General features: G+C 64.6%; 21 protein-coding genes and 1 pseudogene. 13 read left to right on the forward strand and 9 right to left on the reverse strand.

Annotated elements, in window-relative coordinates:
- The first annotated feature begins 40 nt into the window (after positions 1–40).
- The 7 genes from H5T74_10790 (at position 41) to H5T74_10820 (ending at position 8,024) form a co-directional block, all read left to right on the forward strand.
- Positions 41–871: an S-methyl-5'-thioadenosine phosphorylase gene (locus H5T74_10790; protein MBC7230861.1), complete on the forward strand. Its 831-nt coding sequence runs from the start codon at positions 41–43 to the stop codon at positions 869–871.
- A gap of 15 nt (positions 872–886) precedes the next feature.
- Positions 887–2,014, forward strand: coding sequence for a site-2 protease family protein (locus H5T74_10795; GenBank protein MBC7230862.1), 1,128 nt, complete (start codon positions 887–889; stop codon positions 2,012–2,014).
- A gap of 595 nt (positions 2,015–2,609) precedes the next feature.
- Positions 2,610–3,659 carry a nitronate monooxygenase gene (locus H5T74_10800; GenBank protein MBC7230863.1) on the forward strand — a complete coding sequence of 350 codons (1,050 nt, stop codon included), beginning with the start codon at positions 2,610–2,612 and terminating at the stop codon, positions 3,657–3,659.
- Between the two features lie 365 nt (positions 3,660–4,024).
- Positions 4,025–4,807, forward strand: a complete 783-nt coding sequence (locus H5T74_10805) for a HesA/MoeB/ThiF family protein (GenBank protein ID MBC7230864.1) — start codon at positions 4,025–4,027, stop codon at positions 4,805–4,807.
- A 342-nt stretch (positions 4,808–5,149) separates the two neighbouring features.
- A complete protein-coding gene (gene cpaB / locus H5T74_10810; protein MBC7230865.1) occupies positions 5,150–5,806 on the forward strand; it encodes a Flp pilus assembly protein CpaB in 657 nt (218 codons plus the stop codon).
- Positions 5,807–5,916: 110 nt separating this feature from the next.
- Positions 5,917–7,389: a diguanylate cyclase gene (locus H5T74_10815; protein ID MBC7230866.1), complete on the forward strand. Its 1,473-nt coding sequence runs from the start codon at positions 5,917–5,919 to the stop codon at positions 7,387–7,389.
- A 479-nt stretch (positions 7,390–7,868) separates the two neighbouring features.
- Positions 7,869–8,024: a hypothetical protein gene (locus tag H5T74_10820; protein MBC7230867.1), complete on the forward strand. Its 156-nt coding sequence runs from the start codon at positions 7,869–7,871 to the stop codon at positions 8,022–8,024.
- Between the two features lie 138 nt (positions 8,025–8,162).
- Here the strand turns inward: H5T74_10820 and H5T74_10825 are convergent, their stop codons facing one another.
- Entirely contained in the window at positions 8,163–9,563 is a 1,401-nt protein-coding gene (locus H5T74_10825) for an NAD(P)/FAD-dependent oxidoreductase (GenBank protein MBC7230868.1), read from the reverse strand.
- Positions 9,564–10,021: 458 nt separating this feature from the next.
- Between H5T74_10825 and H5T74_10830 the strand changes: the two genes are divergently transcribed.
- Both H5T74_10830 and H5T74_10835 read left to right on the forward strand, forming a co-directional pair.
- Positions 10,022–10,939, forward strand: a complete 918-nt coding sequence (locus H5T74_10830; GenBank protein ID MBC7230869.1) for a 4-hydroxy-tetrahydrodipicolinate synthase — start codon at positions 10,022–10,024, stop codon at positions 10,937–10,939.
- A gap of 21 nt (positions 10,940–10,960) precedes the next feature.
- A complete protein-coding gene (locus H5T74_10835; GenBank protein ID MBC7230870.1) occupies positions 10,961–11,239 on the forward strand; it encodes a hypothetical protein in 279 nt (92 codons plus the stop codon).
- A 21-nt stretch (positions 11,240–11,260) separates the two neighbouring features.
- Here H5T74_10835 and H5T74_10840 read toward each other — a convergent pair whose 3' ends face one another.
- Positions 11,261–11,518: a MoaD/ThiS family protein gene (locus tag H5T74_10840; protein MBC7230871.1), complete on the reverse strand. Its 258-nt coding sequence runs from the start codon at positions 11,516–11,518 to the stop codon at positions 11,261–11,263.
- Between the two features lie 297 nt (positions 11,519–11,815).
- A complete protein-coding gene (locus H5T74_10845; protein MBC7230872.1) occupies positions 11,816–13,882 on the reverse strand; it encodes an aldehyde ferredoxin oxidoreductase family protein in 2,067 nt (688 codons plus the stop codon).
- A 673-nt stretch (positions 13,883–14,555) separates the two neighbouring features.
- Between H5T74_10845 and H5T74_10850 the strand changes: the two genes are divergently transcribed.
- Positions 14,556–15,017, forward strand: coding sequence for an NAD(P)H-dependent oxidoreductase subunit E (locus H5T74_10850; GenBank protein ID MBC7230873.1), 462 nt, complete (start codon positions 14,556–14,558; stop codon positions 15,015–15,017).
- A complete protein-coding gene (locus tag H5T74_10855) occupies positions 14,986–15,378 on the forward strand; it encodes a (2Fe-2S) ferredoxin domain-containing protein (GenBank protein ID MBC7230874.1) in 393 nt (130 codons plus the stop codon). Before H5T74_10850 ends, H5T74_10855 begins: the two co-directional genes overlap by 32 nt.
- A 64-nt stretch (positions 15,379–15,442) precedes the next feature.
- On the opposite strand, the gene H5T74_10860 is transcribed toward H5T74_10855, so the two are convergent.
- The 4 genes and pseudogenes from H5T74_10860 to H5T74_10875 form a co-directional block, all read right to left on the reverse strand.
- Entirely contained in the window at positions 15,443–15,739 is a 297-nt protein-coding gene (locus H5T74_10860) for a hypothetical protein (protein MBC7230875.1), read from the reverse strand.
- Between the two features lie 55 nt (positions 15,740–15,794).
- Positions 15,795–17,572: pseudogene (locus tag H5T74_10865) on the reverse strand (hypothetical protein).
- 16 nt (positions 17,573–17,588) lie between these two features.
- Positions 17,589–18,836: a Glu/Leu/Phe/Val dehydrogenase gene (locus H5T74_10870; GenBank protein MBC7230876.1), complete on the reverse strand. Its 1,248-nt coding sequence runs from the start codon at positions 18,834–18,836 to the stop codon at positions 17,589–17,591.
- 323 nt (positions 18,837–19,159) lie between these two features.
- The gene (locus H5T74_10875; GenBank protein ID MBC7230877.1) at positions 19,160–19,705 is read right to left on the reverse strand and encodes a CDP-alcohol phosphatidyltransferase family protein; all 546 of its coding nucleotides are present in this window, start codon (positions 19,703–19,705) and stop codon (positions 19,160–19,162) included.
- Positions 19,706–19,844: 139 nt separating this feature from the next.
- On the opposite strand from H5T74_10875, the gene H5T74_10880 reads away from it, so the two are divergent.
- Positions 19,845–20,672 (forward strand): 4Fe-4S binding protein, encoded by an 828-nt coding sequence (locus H5T74_10880; protein MBC7230878.1) that lies wholly within the window; start codon positions 19,845–19,847, stop codon positions 20,670–20,672.
- 194 nt (positions 20,673–20,866) lie between these two features.
- Here the strand turns inward: H5T74_10880 and H5T74_10885 are convergent, their stop codons facing one another.
- Complete coding sequence (locus tag H5T74_10885; GenBank protein MBC7230879.1) at positions 20,867–21,301, reverse strand: hypothetical protein; 435 nt, start codon at positions 21,299–21,301, stop codon at positions 20,867–20,869.
- 215 nt (positions 21,302–21,516) lie between these two features.
- Between H5T74_10885 and H5T74_10890 the strand changes: the two genes are divergently transcribed.
- Positions 21,517–21,903, forward strand: a complete 387-nt coding sequence (locus H5T74_10890) for a hypothetical protein (GenBank protein MBC7230880.1) — start codon at positions 21,517–21,519, stop codon at positions 21,901–21,903.
- Between the two features lie 126 nt (positions 21,904–22,029).
- Here H5T74_10890 and H5T74_10895 read toward each other — a convergent pair whose 3' ends face one another.
- Positions 22,030–23,142: an endo alpha-1,4 polygalactosaminidase gene (locus H5T74_10895; protein MBC7230881.1), complete on the reverse strand. Its 1,113-nt coding sequence runs from the start codon at positions 23,140–23,142 to the stop codon at positions 22,030–22,032.

Raw genomic sequence — 23,142 nt, forward strand, 5'->3', positions numbered from 1 at the left:
TGCGGACTTCGAATACCGTGATCCGATCGGAGGAGGACTTATGCAGCTTCCACGGGTGAGCATCGGCATCTTCGGGGGCTCCGGTTTCTATTCGCTCCTGAAGAAGGCCAACAGTTACGCCGTGCATACTCCCTACGGTTCGCCCAGCGACCGCTTCGTGGTGGGAGAGCTCAACGGCGTGCTGGTGGTCTTCCTCCCCCGTCACGGACGTCACCACCAGTTTCCTCCCCACCGCATAAATTACCGGGCCAACCTCTGGGGCATGAAGGAGTTCGGGGTGGAACGCATCATCTCCCCCGGCGCCTGCGGCTCCCTGCAGCGCGAGATCCCGCCGGGTACCTTCGTCCTCTGCGACCAGTTCGTGGACCGCTCGGGCCGCCAGGACTGCACCTTCTACGACGGGCCGGCCGCGGTGCACATAAGCTGCTCCGAGCCCTACTGCCCGGCGATGCGCGCGGCGTGCGCAGAGACGGCGGCGCGACTCGGCATCCCGTGCCGCAACGGTGGCACGGCGGTGATCATCAACGGCCCGCGTTTCAGCACCCGCGCGGAGAGCAAATGGTACCATTCCCAGGGTTGGGACGTCATCAACATGACCCAGTACCCCGAGGTAGTGCTGGCACGGGAGCTGGGCATGTGCTACCTCAACATATCCCTGGTCACCGACTGGGACGTGTGGATAGCCGACGAGGAAGGGGTGAAAACGGTGACCGCCGAGGAGGTGGGCCGCGTGTTCAAGCAGAACAACGAGCAGCTGCTCGTGCTCCTGGAGGAACTGCTGCCGGCCATCTCCGGGGATCTGTCCTGCGACTGCCCCGCCATGCTCGAGGAGGCCACCATCAGCCCCATCGAGATCGTGGAGCACTTCTGACCAGAGCAGCGCGCGGTGATCCCCCGTAAAGGTTTCCGCATCGCGAGGTTCCGGGGGGTCGACGTATATCTCCACTGGAGCTGGTTCATCGTCTTCGCCCTCCTCCTCTGGGTGGTCATCCAGTTCTTCCAGCTCAACAGGGACTCCTCGCCCGCCGCCTACCTGCCCATTTCCTTCGCCACCACCATCCTCTTTTTCGCCTCCGTCCTCTTGCACGAGCTGTCCCATTCCATGGTGGCCCTGCGCAACGACATCCCCATCCTCCGCATCACCCTCTTCGTCTTCGGGGGCGTGGCCCAGATGGGAGGAGACGTGACCTCTCCGGGGGTGGAGTTCAAGATGGCGGTGGCGGGGCCGCTGTGCTCCTACCTCCTCTGCCTCCTCTTCGGGGGCGCCTCCTATCTGTCCGGCCTGGCGGGAGCGGGCACCGTATCCTACGGCTTCATGCTGCTCTCGGCGGTCAATTTCGGCCTGGGCACCTTCAACCTCGTGCCGGGCTTTCCCCTCGACGGGGGCAGGATACTGCGCTCCCTGCTCTGGCATCACTGGGGCGACCTGGAGAGGAGCACCCGCGCCGCCAGCCGTCTCGGGGAGGGAGTAGGGGCCGTCCTGGCGACTTGTGGGGTGTCGCTATTCGTGGCGGACATCATCCGGGGGGGAAACGAGTACCTCTTCGCAAGCGTATGGTTCACCCTCATCGGACTCTTCCTCATCCAGGCGGCGGCGAGCAGCTACCGACAGGTGAGGATGCGCGTTTCCCTCGCCGGACTGCGTGCCGGCGACCTGCTGCGCCCGGGGGTGCCGGCCGTCGATGCCTCCTCCACCCTGGAGGAGGTCTTCCGGGTCCACCTCCAGCGGGCCCCGTCGAGCGTGGTGCCCGTACTGCGGCAGGGCAGGCTCGCGGGAAGCGTGGGGATGCCGCAGATACGCCCCGTGAGACCGGAGCTCTGGAGCGAGACCCCCGTCGCCTCCGTGGCCAGACCGCTCCGGGAAGGGGAGACGACCGCCGCGGATGCGCCCCTCTTCGAGGCCTTTCTCCTCATGGAGCGGGCGGGGAAAGACTTCCTCTGGGTGACGGACGAAGGTCGCCTTGCGGGCATCCTGCTCAAGGAGGACGTGCGCAGGGTGGCCGACCGTGAATGAGGCTGAGGGTCCATTCTGCATCCTTCCACCCCCGTCTCACGCCATCCGTAGCTCCTCATCCGCACCCACCGCGTATGCCCTGGTCACCGTTCCCGGCACGGGCTCGGTCATCTCCGGGCGGCAGAGGGGAACCTGCGCATATGTTCCTATCTTTTCCAGATAACGGCGCGGCGGCCATCACGTGCCCCTTCTCATGTCACGGCATAGACCATTGCCGGGCGGCAGCGAGGTCCCAGCGCGGCCTCCGCCTGCTTTCCAGGCAAAGACGCGGCGGCCATCCCGCGCTCCGCCCCGGGGCGGGCTCCCCCTCCCAAGTGCGCAGGGGCCGGCGGCCCGACCCGTGGGCTTTCCCGCGTCCCGACGCGGTAGTCATGCCGCGCGGCGTTCCCCGCTCGAGCCTTTTCCTTTCCTACCGTCGGAAAATGATTTGCCGATGGGGTTGGGATATAATTAGGCGTGGCCGCGACGCCCCGTGCAGCGACCAAAGCCGTCCGGGTCGGGACGTCGGCATCCTGAAGGCGAGGATGTCTTCTTTCCTCCGTCCTTTCAGGGAGGGACAGTCAAACCGCATCAGTCGAGAGGAAGGAGCATCGCGATGAAGACGAAGATCACCGAGATCCTGGGGATAGAGCACCCCATCCTGCTCTCCGGCATGAGCTGGATAAGCGTCCCCAAGATGGTGGCGGCGGTCTCGGAAGCAGGAGGCCTCGGGCTCCTCGCCACCGGGGTCCTAGACGCGGACGAGACCCGCGCCGCGGTGAGGGAGGTCCGCAGCCTGACCGACAAGCCCTTCGGCGCCAACGTCTCCCTGCTCTTTCCCGGCGCCGCCCAGAACGCCGCGGTGCTCCTGGAGGAAAAGGTGCCGGTGATCAACTTCTCCCTGGGCAAGGGAGACTGGATCGTGCAGGCCGCCCACGAATACGGGGGCAAGGTGCTGGCCACGGTGACCAACCTGCGCCACGCCAGGCGCGCCCAGGATTACGGCTGTGACGGGGTCATAGCCACCGGCAACGAGGCGGCCGCCCACGGCGAGCAGGTGACCACCTTCTGCCTCGTGCCCAGCCTGGCCTCCGGCCTCGACATACCGGTCATCGCCGCCGGCGGGGTGGGCGACGGCAGGGGGCTCGCCGCCGCCCTGGCCCTGGGGGCGGAGGGTGTGGCCATGGGCACGCGCCTCATGACCACGGTGGAGAGCCCCCTGCACCAGAACTTCAAGCAGCTCTCTCTGGAGAAGGACGTCTATGACACCCTCTACTCCAAGAACTTCGACGGCCTGTGGTGCCGGGTCCTCGACACCCCCGCGGCGCGCAAGGCCATCAAGCACGGGCTGACCCCCCTCGACCTGCTGAGGGCCATCCCCAACTCGCGCGCCATCGCCAAGATGCTGAAACTCCCCTATTACAAGCTCTTCATCGGGGTGCTGGCGTCGGGGTGGGAGAACGCCCGGCAACTGGCTTTCATGGCCAACGCCTTCAAGCAGATCCGTGTGGCCACCGAGAACGGGGACGTGGAGAACGGCGTCCTGCCCGTGGGCCAGGTCACCGGCCTGCTGCACGACATCCCCACCGTCAAGGAGGTCATCGAGAGGACGGTCAGGGAGGCGGAGGAGGTCATCAAGAGCCTAGGGGAGAAGGCCGCGGGCTAGAACGAGCCTCCCCTTTCCGCCGTCCGCGCACGACATCCGGCGCCCGCATCTGCGGGCGCTTTTTTTATCGTGGCTGGCGAGGCGGCAGGTGAAGGGCTCAACATCACTTTTCTCCACTGTGCACGCTCAACCCGGACCCCGCTACGGTCCTCCATCGGGGTCGCCTCCGGGAGCAAAAGGAGATGGCTATGGTCTTGCATGCGGGGCGGTTCATGCGTCGGAAGCCGTACGCTCACCGCCGGAGGCGGCAAAGAGGGCCTTTTCCGCCCGAAGTCTTGTATATAAGTTAAGTATGTTATATAATCTTTTACATGGACGGCGGACTGCATGAGATGCTCGCGGCAAAAGCTCGCAAGGGCGAGGGCATGGCCTATCCCCTCATCGACCTGCAGCAGGTGAGGGAGATAGCGGACATCACCGGCATGAGCCCGCGAGAAGTGGAGGAAGCAGCCCTCGCGGCGAGGATCGTCCCCCTCCGCTACCAGCGCAACATCGGCACCATCGGCCTGGAAGGGCAGTTGAGACTGCTCCGCTCGCGTGTGGGGATCTGCGGCATGGGAGGACTGGGCGGCTACGTGGCGGAGGAGCTGGCGCGCTTCGGCGTGGGCGGCCTTGTGCTGGTGGACGGCGATGTCTTCGAGGAGAGCAACCTCAACCGCCAGCTCATGTGCACGGAGGGGAACCTGGGCAGGCCGAAGGCGGAGGCGGCGGCAGAACGCGTGAGGGCGATCAACCGCGCCACCGATGTCTCCGTGGGCGGGAGGCTGACGACGCTGGAGGACGCGCTGGCACTCTTCGCCAAAACCGACGTGGTGGTGGACGCTCTGGACAACGTGACCGCGCGCCGCCTGCTGGAGGAGGCCTGCGGAAAGCTGGGCATCCCCTTTGTCCACGGGGCCATAGCGGGAAACACCGGCCAGGTGATGACCGTCTTTCCGGGAGACCCCGGGCTGAAGGCCCTCTATACCCCGGGCGGGGACCGGGGCGTGGAGGTGATCGAGGGCAATCCCCCCACCACCCCCGCGCTGGTGGCCTCCCTGCAGGCGCAGGAGGTGGTGAAGGTCCTCTGCGGAGGGGAGACCATCCGCCACGGTTTACTGCTGGTGGACACCGCCGCGAACGTTTTCCAGTTCATTCCCCTGCGGTGACTCGCAGCTCTCCCCGGATATGGCACCTTAAGGCCGTGCATACGCCGGGGCTTGAAGCGCGCGGGCAGCACAATCGAGCGCAATCACAGGGGGCGGTATCCCCTCGGCCGTACCCCCCGCCGGAGGATGGCGGCAGAGCCGGCACGGGAGCGCAAGGCGCCGTCGCAAACACCGTGACCTTGCCCCTTCGGGCCTCAGGGGGCAGGGGATTCGCCAGGGGGATACCGCCGTCGAGGTCGGCGTGAGGCAGCCTCCTGCCCTCCTCCGCCATCCCGGTGGGCGGGATGGTAAACAGCAGCGGCGGCCGGCGCTGAGCCGGCCGGACGAGAAAGGCGACCGCGGATGAAAAGATATCTCCTCCATTCTTCGCGCTTCTACCTCGCCCTGTCCGTGACCGCCGCCACCCTGGCCGCTCTCGCCCTTTTCCTGTTCCTGCGCGGCGTGCAGGCGCGCATGGCCAGGAGCGGGAGGCTGGTGCCGCTGGTGGTGGCGGCCAGGGAGCTGGCTCCGGGCGAGGTGATCGGCCCCGCCTCGCTGCGCGTGGTGGACTTCCCCGAAGGATACCTGCTTCCCGGCACCTTCACCGACCCCACAGAGGTGACGGGTTGCCTGGTGCGCGCGCCGCTGGGAGAAGGAGAGCCGCTGCTCGCGAGCGTCCTGCTCCCTCCCGGAGAGAGCGGTCTGGCGCATGCGGGTCTTGAAAGGGACTTCCGCGCCTTCCCCTTGCCCGCCGCCGCGGTGTCCTTCCCCGTCGGCGAGCTGCGAGAGGGCAGCCGCGTGGACGTCCTCGCCGTGCACGCGGACTCGGTGGAGCTCCTGCTGGAGAACGTGGAGGTGATCTGCGTGCACGGGGATGGACTCGGCCTCACCGAAGGCAACGGCCCGGTCGCGGCCGAATCCTCCGCCTGCATCCTCCTGAAGTTGACTCCGGAGGAGGCCTGCCGCCTGGCGGCCGCGCGCAAGGGCGGAGAGGTGGAGTTGCTGCTGCGCCCCGGCTGATCCGTCTTGTTCCGCTCCATGCCCGCCTCATTCAACTCCTCGCCGCACCGGGCCGATAAATGAAACGCGAAAAAAGCAGGCGGGGCCGCGCGGCCCGGGGAGTGGATGACATGGCCGAGAAGGGGCACGTGCTCCTGGCAGACGACAACAAGCTCGTGGTCAAGGTGACCGGGTCCATCCTGGAGGAGGCGGGGTATAGGGTGGATGTGGCATGGGACGGCCTGGAGGCCGCCATCAAGGCCTTTTCCCTCATGCCCGACCTCCTCATCCTGGACGTGGAGATGCCCAAGATAAAGGGCTACCAGGTATGCCGGCTCCTCAAGGAGGACCCCCTCACCTCCTGGCTGCCCATCATCATGCTCACGGGACGCGAACACCAGAGCGACATGTTCTGGGGGATCAAGGCGGGCGCCGACGCCTATATCACCAAGGGGTTCAAGCCCGAACACCTCCTGGAGAAGATGGATGAGCTCTTCTCGAGAGCGGACGAATACCGGGAGCAGAAGGAGCTCTCACGCAAGCGCCGCAGGAAGGACATCAGCGAGGGGTACGTGATCGACAAGATAACCGACCTCCTGGACCGCAAGCTCTTCGAGACCACCATCCTCAACGACATCGCCTCCCTGTCCGGGTCCCTCCAGGACTTCACGGAGACCCTGGTCTCGGTGTTCGAGAACCTCGACCGGATCTTCGCCTACTTCGCCGGCGGGCTCTTCCTGGTCGAGGAGAACGAGCTCTACCTCTATGCAAACAAGCCCGTATCACGCGGGGTCCTGGAGGAGACGGGAGAGGAGACGCTGCGCGTGGCGACGGGATATGCCTGGAGCGGGGAGAACGCACCCCTGGTGGAGCGCATCTTCATCAACGAGGAGATGCTCTCCGAGCCGCCCCCCGACAAGCAGCCCGAGCTCGCCTACGTGCACCTCCCCCTCACCTCGCACAACAAGGTGATGGGGGTTTTCCTGGTGGCTGGGCCTTCCACCCCCGCCTTCCGCCGCGACGCCCCCTCCATCCTCAACCTGGTCCGGAACGAGCTCACCATGATCGTTGACAACGCCCGCCTCTACGAGGAGGCCAAGCGCATGGCCATCACCGACGGACTGACGAGGATATATAACCACCGCTTCTTCCAGGAGCTCTTCGAAAAGGAGTACAAGCGCGCCGTGCGCTACAACACCACCTTTTCCCTCATCATGATGGACATAGACTTCTTCAAACGCATCAACGACACCCACGGCCACCTCTACGGCGACGAGATCCTGCGCGAGATGGCCGGCCTGGTGAAGGGCTGCCTGCGGACCATGGACATCCTGGCGCGCTACGGAGGCGAGGAGTTCGCCATCCTCCTGCCGGAGACCGACCTCGAGGACGCGGCGCTCACCGCGGAGCGCATCCGCATGGCGGTGGAGAACCACGACTTCCCCCTCTCCCGGGGCAAGAGGGTGACGGTGACCGTGAGCCAGGGCGTGACCTCGTTCCCCGCCCCCGACGTCAGGCAGCGCTCCGACATCGTGGCCAAGGCGGATGCCGCCCTCTACGAGGCCAAGGAGGCCGGCCGCAACTGCGTGCGCTGCCGCGCCTGATCACGGAAGGAGCGGAGCCGGATCCGCGTCGCCTCAAGGGACCGCGTGCAGTCCGGACTTGTGGGGAAACCGGGCAACGGCAACCCCTTAAGCCGGCCGACCCGGGCCGTTCCGGGACATCGCGCTCGCGCGACGGATGCCCTTCTCCCGCGCATTCATGGGGTGACGTAAGGGCGGGGGCCGGCGGTATGCCGCACCTTTTCTCCCGTGCATGCAAGGGGGCGACGATGTCCGCCCCTCAAGCTCCCACAGGTATTCCTTTCTCCCGTGCATGCCTGGAGGTGACGGGCGGGCTTCACGCCCGTGCGGCGCCTCGAGCCTTTCTCCCGTGCATGCATGCGTGCAGCCGCCCGAACCCGAATACCTTCTGCCGGTTCCCGTGCGGCCCCTCCGGGGCGCGATATCCGCCGCGTGTGGTCGGGCGACGAACCGTACCCCCGTTCTGTCACCGGCCCTTCTTATAATCGGGCCGTGAGGTGATGGAGATGGATTATCAGGCAACGTGGAAGCAGCTCGAGGAGGCCTACATACGGTGCGCGGACGCGGAGGAGTTCCTCCTCGAGATAATGCGCATATGGGCCGCGCACGGCCTCCTGGAGGGAGAGTGGTCGTGCTCGCTGCGCGAGGCGGTCTGAGCCCGCACCGCCTTCCCGGGACCCCGCGAGATCCAGGGTCCCGCCTTGCCCCGCGGCCATCCCCTGAGGGACTCCAGGCTCCCGGCTTCCCTGCATGCTGGCGGGCGCCGCAAGCCAGCCCCGCCCTGAATCACATCCCTAGTTGCGCAGCTGCCTCCAGAGGTTGAGGGCGCTCTCCGCCGCCATCTCGGTGCCCACGCCTCGGGCTCCCGCGTCCGCTCCCACCAGGTAAAGGCCCTCGACAGGGGTGGCGTTTCCCGGCCGTCTCTTTCCCACTTGGTGGCGGTTCTGCGCGATCCCTATCACCTCTCCCGTCCACCTCCCGGAGATCTCGGCGATGTAGCGGGTGTCGGTGCGTATCTTCCACACCACGTGCTCGTCTATTCCCGGGAAGAGGTCGCGCATGGTGTTCTCGATGCGGTCCAGCATCTCCTCGCAGATCGCCTTGACCTGCTCCCGGTCCTCCAGGTTCGGCGGCGCCAGCGAACCTGCCAGCACGATCTGGCAGCCGGGCGGCGCCAGGGAGGGGTCCGCCGCGGAGGGGACGGGAACGAAGATGGCCGCCTGGCGCTCCACCAGCTCGGGCCGGCGGAAATCCGGGAAGTAGCAGAAAAGATGGGGCTTGACCACCTCGGCGTCCAAGGCGTACTTCACGCTCACGGCCCCGAATGACAGGCGCAGCGAATCGACCATGGCCAGGTACTGATCGGGGAAGTTGTGCCTCCCCGCCATGGCCACCGTCTCCTTGACGCCGTTGTTGCTGATCACCAGGTCCGCGGGGATGAAGCCGCCCGCCTCGACCCCTCTGACCCTGCCTCCCTCGACCACGATGCGCTCCACGGGGGTGGAGTAGCGCACCTCGCCTCCCAGCGACTCCAGGGCTTTGAGATAGGCCATGGGCACCGCCCGCATCCCTCCCACAGGGTAGCAGAGGTTCTTCTCTTTTGTCTGGCCCGAGAAGCAGACTATGAACTCGCCCGCCGAGGCGGCCCTGCGGGAGATACACATGTACATGCCCGTGAAGCCGTCTAGGACCCGGTTGAGCTGCTCGTCATCGACGAAGCGGGCTACGTAGTCGGAGAAGGACACCTCGTCCAGTTCCTCCAGCTCCTGCGGGGAGCGTTCCCTGGCCATGTCCTTGAAGAGAGCGTGGGCGCCCTCGCGGTTCTCCGGGAGCACCCCTATCTGTTCGAAGAGACTCTCCAGGGCCTCCTCCTCGTCCATGTCCTGGGATAATATGGCAGTCCTCCCCCCGGTGGTGAACTGCATCGCCGGCTCCAGCTTGCGAAACCGGACATCCGCGCCGACGATGTTCGCTATCTCCCCCATGGGACCCCTGTCTCCACGCGCCAGCCAGTGCACCCCCGTGTCGTAGATGAAGCCCTCGCGCTCGAAGCTGGCCGCCTTGCCCCCGGGATAGGAGTTGCGCTCGAGGACGGTAACCTCCGCGCCCTCCTTTGCCAGCAGCGCGGACACCGCGGAGCCGCCAATCCCCGTCCCTACGACCACTACCTTCTTCCCCTTCAGGCCGACCGCCATATCGCACCTCCTCTCCCGCCGGGCAAGCCAGCCCGGCACCCCTCGTTCCACCTGCTCCGCGATACCCCTGCTCCCGAGTCCCCGCAGGGCCCGGAACCCCCTCGCCCCACCCGGGACCTGCACAGAAAAGTAGAAACCCAAGATACCTTTGGGACCGTCAAGCGCGGGGCTCGACGTTTTCTACTCGGCATCCTGGGTTCCTACCTACGTTCCGGACGCGCAAGCCTGAAAAGCGCTTCCCTTCAGGTTTTCCCCCGAGTCCAGCCGGAACGGTTTAAATAATATCATCGTGCGCGGAGGTGTCAATAGGGTGGGGGGTAAAATCTTCGCGGGTTTCGTTAACTTTCCATATAATACCATAACAGCACCCGCACGGGCGCCGGCTCGGGTACTCCTCTACCACGCCGCGATCTCTGCTATTATGTATTAACCGTAGGAGCGCGAGCGAGGAGGTAAGTATGGGAGGCTGGAACGTCAAGGGATGCCTCGTCCCCCTGGTCACCCCCTTCGACGCCGAGGGCAGGGTGGACGAGCAGGCCCTTCGCAACCTGGTCAACTACCTCATCGAGGAACAGGCGGCCGACGCGCTCATCCCCTGCGGGACCACGGGGGAGTCGCCCACCCTCAGCCACGAGGAGCACGTTAAGGTCATCGAGGTGGTCCAGGAGGAGACCGCGGGCAGGGTGCCCGTCATCGCCGGCACGGGGAGCAACAGCACCGCGGAGGCCATCGCCATGACCGCGGCGGCGGAGAAGCTGGGCGTGGACGGCAGCCTGCAGGTCAGCCCCTATTACAACCGCCCCAGCCAGCAGGGGATATACGAGCATTTCAAGGCGGTCGCGGAAAGCACCTCCCTGCCCATCATCCTCTACAACATTCCCTTTCGCACCGGGAGGAACATCGAGGTGGACACCATGCTCCGCCTCTCCGAGATCGACAATATCGTGGGCGTAAAGGAGGCCTCCGGGGACATCCTGCAGGTGAGCAGGATCATCGAGGCCACGCGCGAGGCGGGGCGCGAGTTCCACGTCTATTCCGGAGAGGACCCGGTCACCTTCCTGGTGCTCTGCCTGGGGGGGCAGGGATGCATCGCCGCGGTGGGACATGTTCTCGGCAAGGAGTTCGGGCGCATGTGCAGGCTGGTCTGGGAGGGAAGGCTCGAGGAGGCACGGGAGATACATTTCGAGGTGCTCCCTCTGGTGCGCGCCCTTTTCTGCGAGCCCAACCCCACCGCCATCAAGCAGGCGCTTAACTGGATGGGAGTCCCGGTGGGAGGGGTGCGACTGCCCCTGGTGGGCATGACCGAGAAAGGCAGGGAGACCCTGAGGGATGCCATGGTCCGGCTCGGCAAGGCATCTCCCGGGGACTGCATCTGAACCCCGTGCCGCGAAGAGGAGGTGGTGAAAGTGTGCCGCGAAGGCATTGACATGGTGACCCTGAAGGTCGCCCTCAGGCACAGCGCCGACCGACTCGAGCAAGAGATGGACCATCTGAGGCAGTGGTCCTATCTCGCCTCCAACGTGGGCCTGGACGAGATATCCTCCATGCTCGGGGAGGCCCTGGAGAAGGTATCGGCGGGCAGCGAGCTCCTGGGTGGTAGCGTGCGGGCCCTGGCCGAGCTGCAGGTGAGAAGGCCGGAGACCGGGGGGCCGGGCGTAACCGTCACCCCCGTGTGAGAGAGCGGGAGGACGGAGGCTTCAACCCCCCGCCACGGGGGGGAAGAGCGACACCTCGTCTCCGTCCTTGAGTCTGGTGCGCTTTCCCTTCAGTTGAGCGATGTTCTTCCCGTTGACGAGCACGATGCAGTTATCGAGGTACCTCTTCACCCCGTCACCGTGCTTCCTCTCCACCTCTTTCAGCAACTCCGCCACCGTCCGCGCCGAACTCTCGTAACCCTGCTCGCCGGTGGCCTTGCGCAACATGGTGAAGAACTTGACCGTCACCACTTCCGCCACCCGTTTCCTTTCCTCCTGCCGGATCATCGCCTGCCGTGAGCGTAAGGAGCCGCCGGGAAACATGCATGTCCGTCCGCGCTCCGGCAGCGCCGTGCGTCCGGTCGTTCGCCATGCAAACACCGGCATCCCGTGAGCGCAACTCTTCCCGGGCGTCTCGCGGCATTCCCCGCCGAGAAACCCTGACGCCTCACACGGCAGAACAGCTCAGGCCCATCCCCCCAGGCCCTGCATCCCGAGCTCACGGGAGCGGGCTTTAAGTCCGGGCCGAGCCCGAACGGAACCTTTATACAGACATCGCTATCCGTGCAGCGCGTCCGCCACCTGCTTCAGCCCCAGCTCCTCGAGGCGCCGGCGGCTGGGACGCCCCTGCTCGTCGATGTCCCTCAGACGGTAGTATTCGCCTATCATCTCGTCGAAGGCCACCGTCTTTTTCTGTTTTTCCTCGAGGTCGCCCTGCTCCAGTTTCTTGCGCTTCCCGGAGAAACCGGGGAGCTTGTTCAGGGATGTCAACATCTTGTCCATGTTGGGGTAGAGGTACTTGGAGAGGATGCCCGCGGTGAAGTTCCGGAACCCCTCGACCTTGAGCTTCTGCATAGGAACCAGGGACATGAACTGGGGATAGACCGCGGTATGCAGGCTGGAGGTCGTTCCCTCCAGGTGGGGTTCGAGGATGCGCGAGGGCAGCCTGTCGTCCTCGCGCGTGACCCCCATGAGGTTGCCCAGGGCTCGCTTGAGGTACCAGATGCGGTCCCCCACCTTCGCTAGCTCGTCAACGCTGTATCCGAAGCCGGTGAGGGAGTTGAGCATCATGGCCATGTCGGAGATGCTCCCGCCCGCCGCGTTCCACGCGTACTCGCAGATCACCGCGGAGTTGGCGATGACCCCCTTCTTCTGGGCCGCCACCGTCTGGGCCGCCTTCCCCCTGACGCTGTAGGGCCAGGTCCGCTTGGCGCCCAGCTCCTTCACGTCCAGGATGCCCAGCTCGATGTAGAGGTTGGCGTCGGCGCAGTGGCAGGCGCCGCGGATGGAGGTGGCATAGGTGAGGGCCATGGCCCAGAGGGCGCGGGGGTCATGCATGGGGCACTCCAAGCCCTTGACGTGGATGGCGAACTCCTTGCCGCCGTACTTCTCGGACATGGCGCGCACGCCCTCGGCGAGGTCGTTTCCGAACCCCTCGCGGCGGGCGGTCTTCTCTACGAGGTCGATGAGCACCCGGGGCTGGTTCCACCCCAGTTTTGTCCCGCCCGTCTGCTCCTCGCCGATGAGGCCCGCCTCGAAGGCCTCCGTGGCGTAGGCCAGGGTGGAGCCGCAGGAGATGACGTCCATGCCGTAGCGGTTGCACAGCTCGTTAAGCTTGTGGTTTGCCTCGCGGTCGTCTAAGAGCTGCAGGGTCCCCAGGGCCGCCGCCGCCTCGTATTCCGACCCCGGCCCCTCCTCCAGAGCGAAGGGCCCCTCCTTTACCTCCACGATCCTCTTGCAGGAGATGGGACAGGCGAAACAGGAGTGGGTCTTCACCAGGATGCTCTCCGCCACCGCGGTGCCTCCCAGCTTCTCCGGGCCGGGCGCCCAGTAGGCCAGGCGCCAGTTCTTGGTGGGAACGTCGCCAATGGCCATACCGTACTCCATGTGTACGTTGGAGCCGAAGTTGCGTAGGCCGTCGGCCACCAGGCTGAACTTGAGCAGCTCGTTCATCTTCTCGCGCGCCTGCTTGAAGGCGGCCTCGTCGGCCACCGGGAACTTCTTGTTGCCGCGCGCCACCACCGCCTTGAGCTTCTTGGAGCCCATCACCGCGCCCATACCGCAGCGCCCCGCGGTGGAGCCGCGGTCGTTCATCACGCAGGCGAACTTCACCAGGTTCTCTCCCGCGGGACCGATGGAGATGACCTGGGCTCGCTTGTCACCCACCTCTTGCTTCAGGAGCTCCTCGGTCTCGTAGGTGTCCTTGCCCCAGAGGTGGGAGGCATCTCTTATCTCCGCTCCGTCGTCGGTCACGTAGAGATACACCGGCTTGTCGCTGGCTCCGGTGACGATGATGCCGTCATAGCCGGTGCGCTTGAGCTGGGGCGAGAAGTGGCCGCCCATGGAGGCCTCACCCCAGATGCCGGTGAGGGGGGAGCGGGCACAGATCTCCAGGCGTGACACACCCGGAAGCGTGGTCCCGGACAGGGGCCCGTTCATGATCATCAGCGGGTTCTCCGGCGACAGCGGCTCCGCCTTCCATCCCTGGTGGTCGAAGAACCATTTCGCTGCCAGACCGCTGCCTCCCAGGAAATCGCGGTAGTCCTGCTCGGGGATCTCCACGTCCTCCATCTCGCCGGTGGTGAGGTCGACCTTCAGTACCTTGCCCCAGTTCCCTCCCGTCATAGCTATCAGCCTCCTTTACTCTGCGGGGGCGGGCGGCGGGTGGAAATCCCGCGCCCGGACCGGAAACCGCTTGATGCCCTGCAGGGCCTCCCGGGGACTGCGAGCTCTTCCCGGAGACCCCCGTATCCGATTCAGCCCTGTCTTGCTGCCACCGCCATTATATAACAGCACGACGGAAGAAACGAAAACGCCCTGACCGGCCTCGCGACCCGCAAAACAGGCATGGTTCGGCAGGCGTCTTGCGGGTTGAAGCGGTTTGAGGGGCCCGAAATACCGGCGGGATGGGGAGGATATGGCGCAGAGCTCTTTAGTAAGACGATCGAAGCGGCTCGAGTGGCCCGATCATCCCCACAGGCGGGGAGGACGTTGCGTGCAATAAAAACACGAGAAGGATTATTACCGATCATCCCCACAGGCAGGTCGAAAACCTGACGCCCCCCGGACCCATCTTTCCCCTGGGCGGCACTTCATGTAGGCGGCGAATCAGCCGCTGCTGCCTTGACACCAACGCCACGGATAACCAAACTTTTCCAATATAAGCAGCACAAAGGCGTGCACTTCGTGACGACGTCGTCATGTGGGGGCGTCGTCTTTCATTTTGCAGAGAGCGAAGGGAGTGGTAAGAGTGGGTGTTGATTTCAACCCGACACAGTCGGCGATCAGGAGACACGGCATGGGCAGGAGCAACCTCATCCCCGTCCTGCACGAGATCCAGAAGAAGTACCGCTACCTGCTGGAGGACGCTCTCCGCAGCGTGGCCGAGATCATGGACATCCCCCTCGTGGACGTTTACGGCGTAGCGACTTATTACACCTCTTTCTCACTCGAGCCCAAGGGCAAGCATCTGGTCACCATGTGCATGGGGACCGCGTGCCACGTGAGAAGGTCCGGCAGCGTATTGGAGGAGGCCAAACGTTTCCTGGGCATAGAGCCGGGGGAGACCACCGAGGACATGCTCTTCACCCTGGAGACGGTGAACTGCCTCGGGGCTTGCGCCCTGGGACCCGTCGTGGTCGTCGACGGCAAGTATCACGGCCAGGTCACGCCGGCCAGAGTCAAGGAGCTCCTGCAGAAGGTGGCCGACGCGGAAAGGGTCCCCGAGTATGCCGAAGATAGAGCCGCCGCGATCCCTTGAGCGCTACCGCAAGGCCATAGAATCGGAGAGAAAGAGATACGCCGCCACCGTTTCCGTGTGCGGCGGTACCGGATGCCACGCGCATGAATGCGCGGCGGTCTACGACGCCTTCGAGCGCGAGATAGCCGCCAGGGGGCTGGCCGAGAGCATCGAGCTCAAGAAGACCGGGCGTCACGGATTCTGCGAGATGGGCCCCTTGGTGGTCGTCTGGCCCCAGGACATCTTCTACCGACAGGTGAAGCCGGAGGACGTCCCGGCGATCATGGAGAAGAGCGTCCTGGGCGCGGAATTGGTCGAGGACCTCCTCTACCACCTTCCCGGAAACGGTCGGCATGAGCCCTTGGAGGATATTCGGGGGTGAGCCTGCGGGAAAAGTACGGACGCGAGTTCGAGCGGCTGCACCCCGGGGCGATAGGCGTTTACAGCTATTTCCAGAGACTGGCGCAGGGCCCGTCGCAGCTGATGTGCGGCGCCAGGAAGTTCGCCCTCGAGTACATCGACCGCGGCGACCTCGCCTCGTTCACCGCCTGCGTCGCCTTGGTCCCCAGCATCCCCGTCGCCTCGTTCAACAGCATGATGGAGACGATGTTCGAGTTCAAGACCTCCGCGGCGACCATGACCATGAGCTTGAGGATGTCCTCGAGGTAGAGGTCGGACACGATGGCCCGGCTCACCTCGGCGAGCGCCTCCATCCTTCTCCTGTATTCGTTGTCCCTGAGCAATCGACCCTCCCGATCACGGGGTGCAGCAGGATAAGCGCGCTCCCCTCGCCCCTTCCTATTCCAGGAAGCAAACCGCCTTCTGCGTCCTTGGATCCGCCACTATCTGCGCGTGCATGCCATCCGTGGCCTGGGGCACGTCTATGAGGTGGACGATGTCCCTGAAACGCTCCGCCCCCGGCAGGATATCCGTCAGGGCGTTCGGCGCCTCGTCGAAGAAGGATTGGTTGAACTCCGCTTCCGGGCTGTCCGGGTATACGGGCAGATAGATGGTCTGGTCCTCCACCAGAGCACCCTGGCCTCAGACTTGATCTCCGGCACGAACACCGGCCCCGCCGAACCGGGCAGGAAGAGGGGCCGGCACTGCAGCAGGTTGACCTTCACGCTCTCGTCCTGCCTGATGGCCGCGGTGAACTCTATGTCCACGGGATGGCCGTAGGCCGCCTCCAACCGCGAGAGCATGGTTCCCATGATGCGGCAGAACTCCGTCCGCCTGATCAGGTTATTGAAGGTCAACAGGAAATCACGCGGCGAACCGTCCACCATGCCGCCCACGGGGTCAACGGGATAGCCGTCGGAAAGCACCGAGACCAGCAGGTAGAGGCCAGGGTAATCCCTCGCCGAGAGCAGCTCCGGTAGGGGGATGCTCGTGAACTCGTTGGCCTCCAGGTCGAGCAGGTCCACCTGGCGCTGGGAATAGCGGGCGACCTCCGACGCGGACTCTGGCCTCAACTCGGGGTTGCTCACCGGGATCATGCGCGGGTAATCCTTGCCCACCCGCTCTACCGCGCGGGTCCCCAGGCCGAAGACCAGCCTGATGATCCCCTGCTCGGGATCGATGCGGCCGCTCCAGGCATAGAGGTTTCTGGAGAACGCCACCCCCGCAAGGCAGGGGAAGAAGAACCTCTTGTAGGGCATGCCCGAGACGCGCTGCACCAGGATGGCCATCTGCTCGTCGCTCTCTCCCAGGCCGCGCTTGCGGCGGTAGGAAAGGGCATCGGGGTTGATGGCGCTGGCGTAGACCAGCTTCACCGCGCGCAGAAAGGACTCCATGCGCTCCTCGGGGCTTCCCTGGTTGGCGCAGAACTCGCTGCGGTACTTGCCGGCGAAGGCGTTGCCGAAGCTGTCCTCCAGCAGGCTGCTCGAGCGCACGATGATCGGTGCCTGCCCGAAGTAGTCGAGCATGTTGCGGAACTGCTCCATGATGGCCGGCGGGAACCTGCCGGAGAGGAAACGCTGTTCCACCTCCGCGAACTCATCGTAGCTCAAATGGGAATTGCTGGTAAGCTTCAAGCGCAGGCGGAAGAGGTCGTTGTCCACCAGGAAGGTGAAGAACACGTCCGATCCTATATCGATGGGGACCTGCGTGGTGTCCCTTATCCTGGCGACGGCGCTGTTCGAGTGCTTGCCCCGCGTGAGGGCGAAGTAGGCGATGGTGTCCAACTCCAGGAGGTAGGGGCAGGTGACCTGGAAGAAGTTTGCCAGCAGTTCGTCCGTGGCCCACTCCACGACAAGGGATGAGATGTTGTCGAAGACGTAGAAGACCCCTCTGCCCCTTTCCTCTATGGCCTTATGCACCTCGCGGCTGAAGTAGTCGAAGCCCTGCCCCGGGTCTATCTCGACAACCTCGAGGCCCTGCCTGTGCTCGAGGACGGGGGGATGGGGCGCGAACCTGATGTACACGCACCTGCGGCCGTCCCTGAGCGCCTTCGCGATGAAGGGCTCGGCGAAAAAGACGTAGTCTGGCAGATACTCGACCTGCCAGACCACGTTGTCTCCCAGCCTCAGGCCCTGGATGGCCTCGTCGAGGCCCTTGATGCCGCTCTCTACAAACATATACCTGCCGGATCTCTCAGATCCAGCCCCTCGCCCGCATCGCCTCCACCACGCGCTTCACGGCGATGACGTAGGCTGCCTGGCGCATGTTGATATTGTACTCTCTGGAGGTCTCGTAGACGGCGTGGTAAGCGGCGGTCATCTTCTGGTCCAGCTTCTCGTAGACCTCGTCCGCGGTCCAGTAGTACATGTAGAAGTTCTGCACCATCTCGAAGTAGGAGACGGTGACCCCTCCCGCGTTGCAGAGGAAGTCGGGAAGGACGTGCACCCCTTTGGCGTGCAGGATATCGTCCGCCTCCGGGGTGGTGGGGCCGTTGGCCAGCTCGGCCACGATCTTGGCCTTGATGCGCGGCGCGTTCTCCGCCGTGATCACGTTTTCCAGGGCGCTGGGACAGAGGATGTCCACGTCCATCTCCAGCAGGTCCTCGTTGGTGATGCACTCGGTATTGGGAAACTCCAGCACCGAGGTGGTCTCGGCCTTGTGCTCGCATACGGCGTCGGGGTCGAGCCCGTCCATGCAGCATATGGCGCCCTTGCTGTCACTGACCGCCACCACGTTGCACCCCAGCTGGTTTTTGAGCAGGGTGGCGATATAGTAGCCGGCGTTGCCGTATCCCTGCACCGCTACCGTGGCCTTGCCCAGGTCCAGGCCCTGCGTCTTGGCCGCTTCGCGGATGCAGTAGAGCGCGCCGCGGGCGGTGGCATCCCCGCGCCCGGCCGATCCGCCCAGGTTGAGCGGCTTGCCGGTGATCACTCCGAACTGGTTCTTGCCGCAGATCTTGGAATACTCGTCCATCATCCACGCCATGATCTGGGGGTTGGTGTAGACGTCCGGCGCGGGCACGTCCATGTCCGGCCCTATATATCTCCAGATAGCGTCCACATAGGCGCGGCTCAAGCGCTCCAGCTCCCCGGGGGACATCTCCTTGGGGTTGCAGACGATCCCGCCCTTGCCGCCGCCGAGGGGGACATCCACCAGGGCGCATTTCCAGGTCATCCAGGCGGCGAGGGCCCGCACGGTGTCGATGGTCTCGTCGGGGTGGAACCTGATCCCTCCCTTTGTCGGTCCGCGGGCATCGTTGTACTGCACGCGAAAACCCTTGAAGGTGCGGATGCTGCCGTCATCCATGCGTACCGGCAGGGAGACGTGTATCTCGCGTTTAGGCTCCCTCAAGGCCGCGAGCACGTCCGGCTCGAGCTTGAGGATCTCGCCACAGGCATCCAGCTGCCTCTGAGCCATCTCAAAGGGGTTGATTTCCGACATCCTCTCTCCTTTCTGTCCTGCTTTCCGCTACGCTGTTGCGCGGTGCTCCCCAAATATCGTTACTGTTCAAAGTGGGGTTGTCGGCCGGTAAACCAGAGCGCTACCGGCATGAAAACCCTCCTTGAGAGATCGATAGATATATTATCTTATCCTCAAGGAAAGGGAAGCGCCAACGGTTTCCCTGCTACCGGATTCCATCAAATGAGGATGCCTTGCTTTATCAATGCCGGATAACGGACGCCCGGTCCTTTCTGCTCTTAATGCAGGTTGAAAGCCCATCCTCATCGGAAGAAACGTAGCATGCTCCCGCAGGACGCTTGCTCTCAGTCCTCGTCCACGTCCGCGATGAACTCCCTGATCTCGGCGGTGAAATCGGACCAGTTAATGAGTAGGTCCACTGCGATCCACCCCAGGAACACCCATCCCCACAGGGGGTAGTGCACGAAGGAGAGGATGATGGGCACCGCGGCTATGGGCGCCGCCACCGCCATCATCACCGATTTCTTCGTCCAGATGAGGCCGGTGACCGCCGCGTAGGCGCCGTAAAAGAGGAAGGGGCGCAGGGGCAGGTATCCGGCGGCTATGAAATACAGCATCCCGGAGTAGATGAGGATGAGGTCGGTGGCGAAATCGAGGTCTCCTATCCAGGTCCTCCTTCCTGTGCGGTCTAGGCGCGCCATCTTGCCGTCCAGTACGTCGGTGGTCCAGCCGATGAGGGTGAGCGCCACCACCAGGGGAAGGAGAGAGGGCTCGGCGAAAAAGGCGCACATCACGATGAGCAGCCCCACGAAGAACCTTATCCCGGTGAGGATGTCCGCGACGAGCTTGCCGTTCTCGACCGCCCAGCCTCTGATGCCGTAACCCTTCATAGATGATATTCTATCCCAACCCTGTCCGGGACGGGAAGGGAAGCCCTCCGCCGGTTATTACGCATTCTGGCTCGCGACCCTCTTTGAGGTTAGAATCAAGATCGTCCGAGCGCGGATGGGCCGAAAAGAGGGGGCTGAGATGAGGAAGAACCTGATCAAGAGGGACTGGCGGACCATGCTCTGGGCCATCTCCGTCTGGCAGCCGGTCACCGACCTGTGGGCCAAGACCACCGCCTGGCCGGTGGTGGGCAAGCTCCTCGGATGGATCGTCAACCGGGAGCACTACGACGTCACCTTCATCCCCATCAACCGGGAGCTTGAGGCGGAGGGTTCGGCGGTGGTCCCCAGGCAGGTGGTGGAGGAGATGATCCGCCGTTCCTGCCACCGCGTCATCATACCCCTGTGCATGTGCCGGGTGGGATGTCGCTGCGAGCGTTTCCCCATGGAGATCGGGTGCATCTTCATGGGCGAGGGCGCGAGGCAGATCGACCCCAGCATCGGGAAGGCGGTCTCCGTGGAGGAGGCCCTGGAGCATATGGAACGAGCCATCGCCGCCGGGCTCGTCCCCCAGATCGGGCGCGTCGATCCCGATCCCTTCATGCTGGGGGTGAGGAAGAAGGACTGGGGCCGCTTCCTCACCCTCTGCTTCTGCTGCACCTGCTGCTGTATCGCCATGCGCAACCAGCTCTCCTGGGACCCGGACGTGCGCAGCCGCATGCACCGCCTGGAGGGGCTGAGCATCGAGGTCTCGGGGGAATGCGACGGCTGCGGCAAATGCGCGTTGCAGTGCTTCTCGCGGGCCATGGTGGTCGAGGGCGAGCGCGCCCGCGTCACCGACGACTGCAAGGGCTGCGGCCTGTGCGTGGAAGCCTGCCCTCGCCGGGCCATCTCCATCAAGGTGGTCGACGGCGACCGCATGCTGGCCGAGGCCTTCCGGCGCATAGAGAGTTATGCCGACGTAACCTGACGGGTTTGCGGGCCGCAGCGCAGGGGCAAGATAATATTCTTTACGATCGGTCCGTTAGTTCAGGAAGGGATGGCGCCGGCACAACATGAGGTTGTGCCATGGACGCAAAACACCTACATTTGGCGTGTTCCAGAGCAGATGTCATAATCGTTTACCTTTTTATGGAAGAGTTGCGCGAAGCGCTAAACGGCCGGTCACACCCGGGCGAGGTCGGGCGGCAGCGTTATCCTCCTGGTCTCCAGGCCTATGCCCCGTTTGACCAGTGACTCCTCGCGAGCCTGCCTCTCCTTGCGCGCGAGCACCGCCCTGGCGCAGATGGTGATGGGCGTCTCGCTCCTGCTGCTGAAGGTCAACATGTCCTCCCATCCCTCCGCGTCGGCGCCCATCTGGACGTAGACTTCCTCCAGGACTGCCGCCAGGCCGGGGATGAGGGGACGGAACTTCTCCTCGAAATACGCCCGCTGCCTCTCGTCCATCAGGCATAGCGGCGTATCCAGGAAAACCATCACCGAGGCGGGGATGGTCTGCCCCCTTTCCCGAAGCTTCGAGGCCAGCTTGCGGGTGAAGAAACTCGTCCTGGCCTCATTCTGCGTCGCGCTCGCGTGCTTTTCGCTGCCTGTCGTCTGCAATTCGCCCTCCTGTCCCGTCCGTGGCCAACAGGCCTGTGGTCTTCAAGCTATACATCGGAAGGATACATACATATCTTGACACGATGTCTATATGATGGACGTCGGGTTTCCGTGCATCTCCGGGCGCATCGCCTGGTTTCGCCCCGGGAGGTCATCGCGCGCCGGCACGGGAATCGGCCGTAAACCGCCGCCGCCGTCCTGTCGATGAAGATTCCATGGAAGGATACTTGTCCACGTTCATCTCCGGGATATGCGCCCTGCTCTTCATGGGGCTGGGGCTGCCCCTGGCCAACCGCAGAGTGCCCCCCAACCGCTGGTACGGCTACCGCGTCTCCCGTTACCAGTACGAAGACGAGGAGATATGGTACGTCATCAACGCCAGGGGCGGAACGCACACCGTCCTGGCCGGCGTGTTCTCCGCCGTTTTCTGCGGCTTCACGCTCCTCTTCCGCGGCCGGTCTCGCGCCCAGTCAGCGCTGATGGCCGCCTACGCCATCTTCATCCTGGGATGGGCGGCCTACGAGATCTCGTGGTCCGTGCGGGAGGCCCGCCGTATGGCCCGGGAGAGAGGCCTGCTGGGCAAGGGCGGCAGCGGGAGCTGAGGGGCCAGCGCCTACCTTCGCGGCCACTTCCCCGCGCGCGAGGCGGAGAAGGCCGACCGGGAGGCTTTCTGACCATCCTTCACCACTTTCCCCAGCGCGAGGCGGGGAAGGCCGCTCGCGCGAAGGTCAGGGCGGCGGAGTTTCGGTGAGCCTGGACAGAGGCCGGCGGGTACAATAAGGGACGAAGCCCCTTTGCTGCGAAAGGGCATAGGCCCTTTCCGCTTGCACCGCCGCGTACTCGCAATCGAAGACCGCCAGTCCCTTGCCCTGGTAAGTGCCCAGGAGTTCGAGATAGTACGCGGTCAACTCTGGATCCTGGGGGACGTCCGCTCCACCGGTGTCATCCCAGTCGTCAAAGGAGGTGCCATCGTACCAGATCGCCTCCTTGGCTATGGCATCGATATAAGCGATGGTCTCCGGCCTCTCCCGGACCAGGGCGGCGGCGTTCTGCTGCACCACGATGAAGTCGGGATCGGCTCTTCGCCCGTAATCCCTTATCTCCCCGATGAGCTCCGCCATCTCCTCCGCCGGGTCGACTCCTTGCCGCTCCGCTGCCTCCGCGACGTCGGGATCCTCGTAACCCTCCACCCAGTCGAGGTAGACCCCGTCGAAGCCGTGCCCCATCACCTCGCCCAGGGCGCTGCGGTAGTCCCGGTCAGGGTGGGAGCCGGTGCCCTCTCCGTAGATGACGATGTCCTTCCATGCGGAATCCCAGTAGGCCACTGGATAGTCGCCCTCCCAGCCGTCCGGGTCGGGGGCGACGATGAAGCCGGGCCAGTCGTCCGGGAAAGGCTCCCCCGCCCGCCACTCCCTCGACCAGGTCCAGTACCAGCGCCAGTCCTCCGCCTCCCCGATGTTCAGGTAGGCGAGGACGAGCTTGCGGTGGATCCCGTCGCCCGCGGGCGATCTTTTCAGCCTCTCCACCATCCCCGCCGTATCGAAATCCCTGTCGTCGCCCGACCAGTCGGTGCAGGTGGGCTCGAGCACCAGCATGTCGTAGCGCGATTCCTCCAGCGCTCTTACCGCTCCCGGCTCGCTCAAGCCAGAAAGCTGGTATGCCCAGGTCTCGACCTCGCCGATGGGCAGGGGCTGCATACCGTCTTCATCCCGCGCCTCCGGCCTGCTCCCCCGTGCCTTCGACCCGTCCTCGCCGTTTCCACAACCGCTTGTCCCGCAGGCCACCGCCAATAAGACCAGGATAAGGACAAGGACTATCTGATGCTTCCCTCGAACCCTCAT

It is taken from the genome of Actinomycetota bacterium (assembly GCA_014360645.1).
In the GTDB taxonomy this organism is placed as follows: Bacteria; Actinomycetota; Geothermincolia; order Geothermincolales; family RBG-13-55-18; genus Solincola_B.

What these genes read in the sequence shown, in the direction of transcription:
- H5T74_10820 (MBC7230867.1), top strand. Translation starts at nt 7,869, where the DNA reads ATGGAGATGGATTATCAGGCAACGTGGAAGCAGCTCGAGGAGGCCTAC.
- H5T74_10895 (MBC7230881.1), bottom strand. Translation starts at nt 23,142, where the DNA reads ATGAGGGTTCGAGGGAAGCATCAGATAGTCCTTGTCCTTATCCTGGTC.
- H5T74_10825 (MBC7230868.1), bottom strand. Translation starts at nt 9,563, where the DNA reads ATGGCGGTCGGCCTGAAGGGGAAGAAGGTAGTGGTCGTAGGGACGGGG.
- cpaB (MBC7230865.1), top strand. Translation starts at nt 5,150, where the DNA reads ATGAAAAGATATCTCCTCCATTCTTCGCGCTTCTACCTCGCCCTGTCC.
- H5T74_10880 (MBC7230878.1), top strand. Translation starts at nt 19,845, where the DNA reads ATGAGGAAGAACCTGATCAAGAGGGACTGGCGGACCATGCTCTGGGCC.
- H5T74_10790 (MBC7230861.1), top strand. Translation starts at nt 41, where the DNA reads ATGCAGCTTCCACGGGTGAGCATCGGCATCTTCGGGGGCTCCGGTTTC.
- H5T74_10830 (MBC7230869.1), top strand. Translation starts at nt 10,022, where the DNA reads ATGGGAGGCTGGAACGTCAAGGGATGCCTCGTCCCCCTGGTCACCCCC.
- H5T74_10870 (MBC7230876.1), bottom strand. Translation starts at nt 18,836, where the DNA reads ATGTCGGAAATCAACCCCTTTGAGATGGCTCAGAGGCAGCTGGATGCC.
- H5T74_10890 (MBC7230880.1), top strand. Translation starts at nt 21,517, where the DNA reads ATGGAAGGATACTTGTCCACGTTCATCTCCGGGATATGCGCCCTGCTC.
- H5T74_10805 (MBC7230864.1), top strand. Translation starts at nt 4,025, where the DNA reads ATGGCCTATCCCCTCATCGACCTGCAGCAGGTGAGGGAGATAGCGGAC.
- H5T74_10855 (MBC7230874.1), top strand. Translation starts at nt 14,986, where the DNA reads ATGCCGAAGATAGAGCCGCCGCGATCCCTTGAGCGCTACCGCAAGGCC.
- H5T74_10800 (MBC7230863.1), top strand. Translation starts at nt 2,610, where the DNA reads ATGAAGACGAAGATCACCGAGATCCTGGGGATAGAGCACCCCATCCTG.
- H5T74_10850 (MBC7230873.1), top strand. Translation starts at nt 14,556, where the DNA reads ATGGGCAGGAGCAACCTCATCCCCGTCCTGCACGAGATCCAGAAGAAG.
- H5T74_10875 (MBC7230877.1), bottom strand. Translation starts at nt 19,705, where the DNA reads ATGAAGGGTTACGGCATCAGAGGCTGGGCGGTCGAGAACGGCAAGCTC.
- H5T74_10815 (MBC7230866.1), top strand. Translation starts at nt 5,917, where the DNA reads ATGGCCGAGAAGGGGCACGTGCTCCTGGCAGACGACAACAAGCTCGTG.
- H5T74_10845 (MBC7230872.1), bottom strand. Translation starts at nt 13,882, where the DNA reads ATGACGGGAGGGAACTGGGGCAAGGTACTGAAGGTCGACCTCACCACC.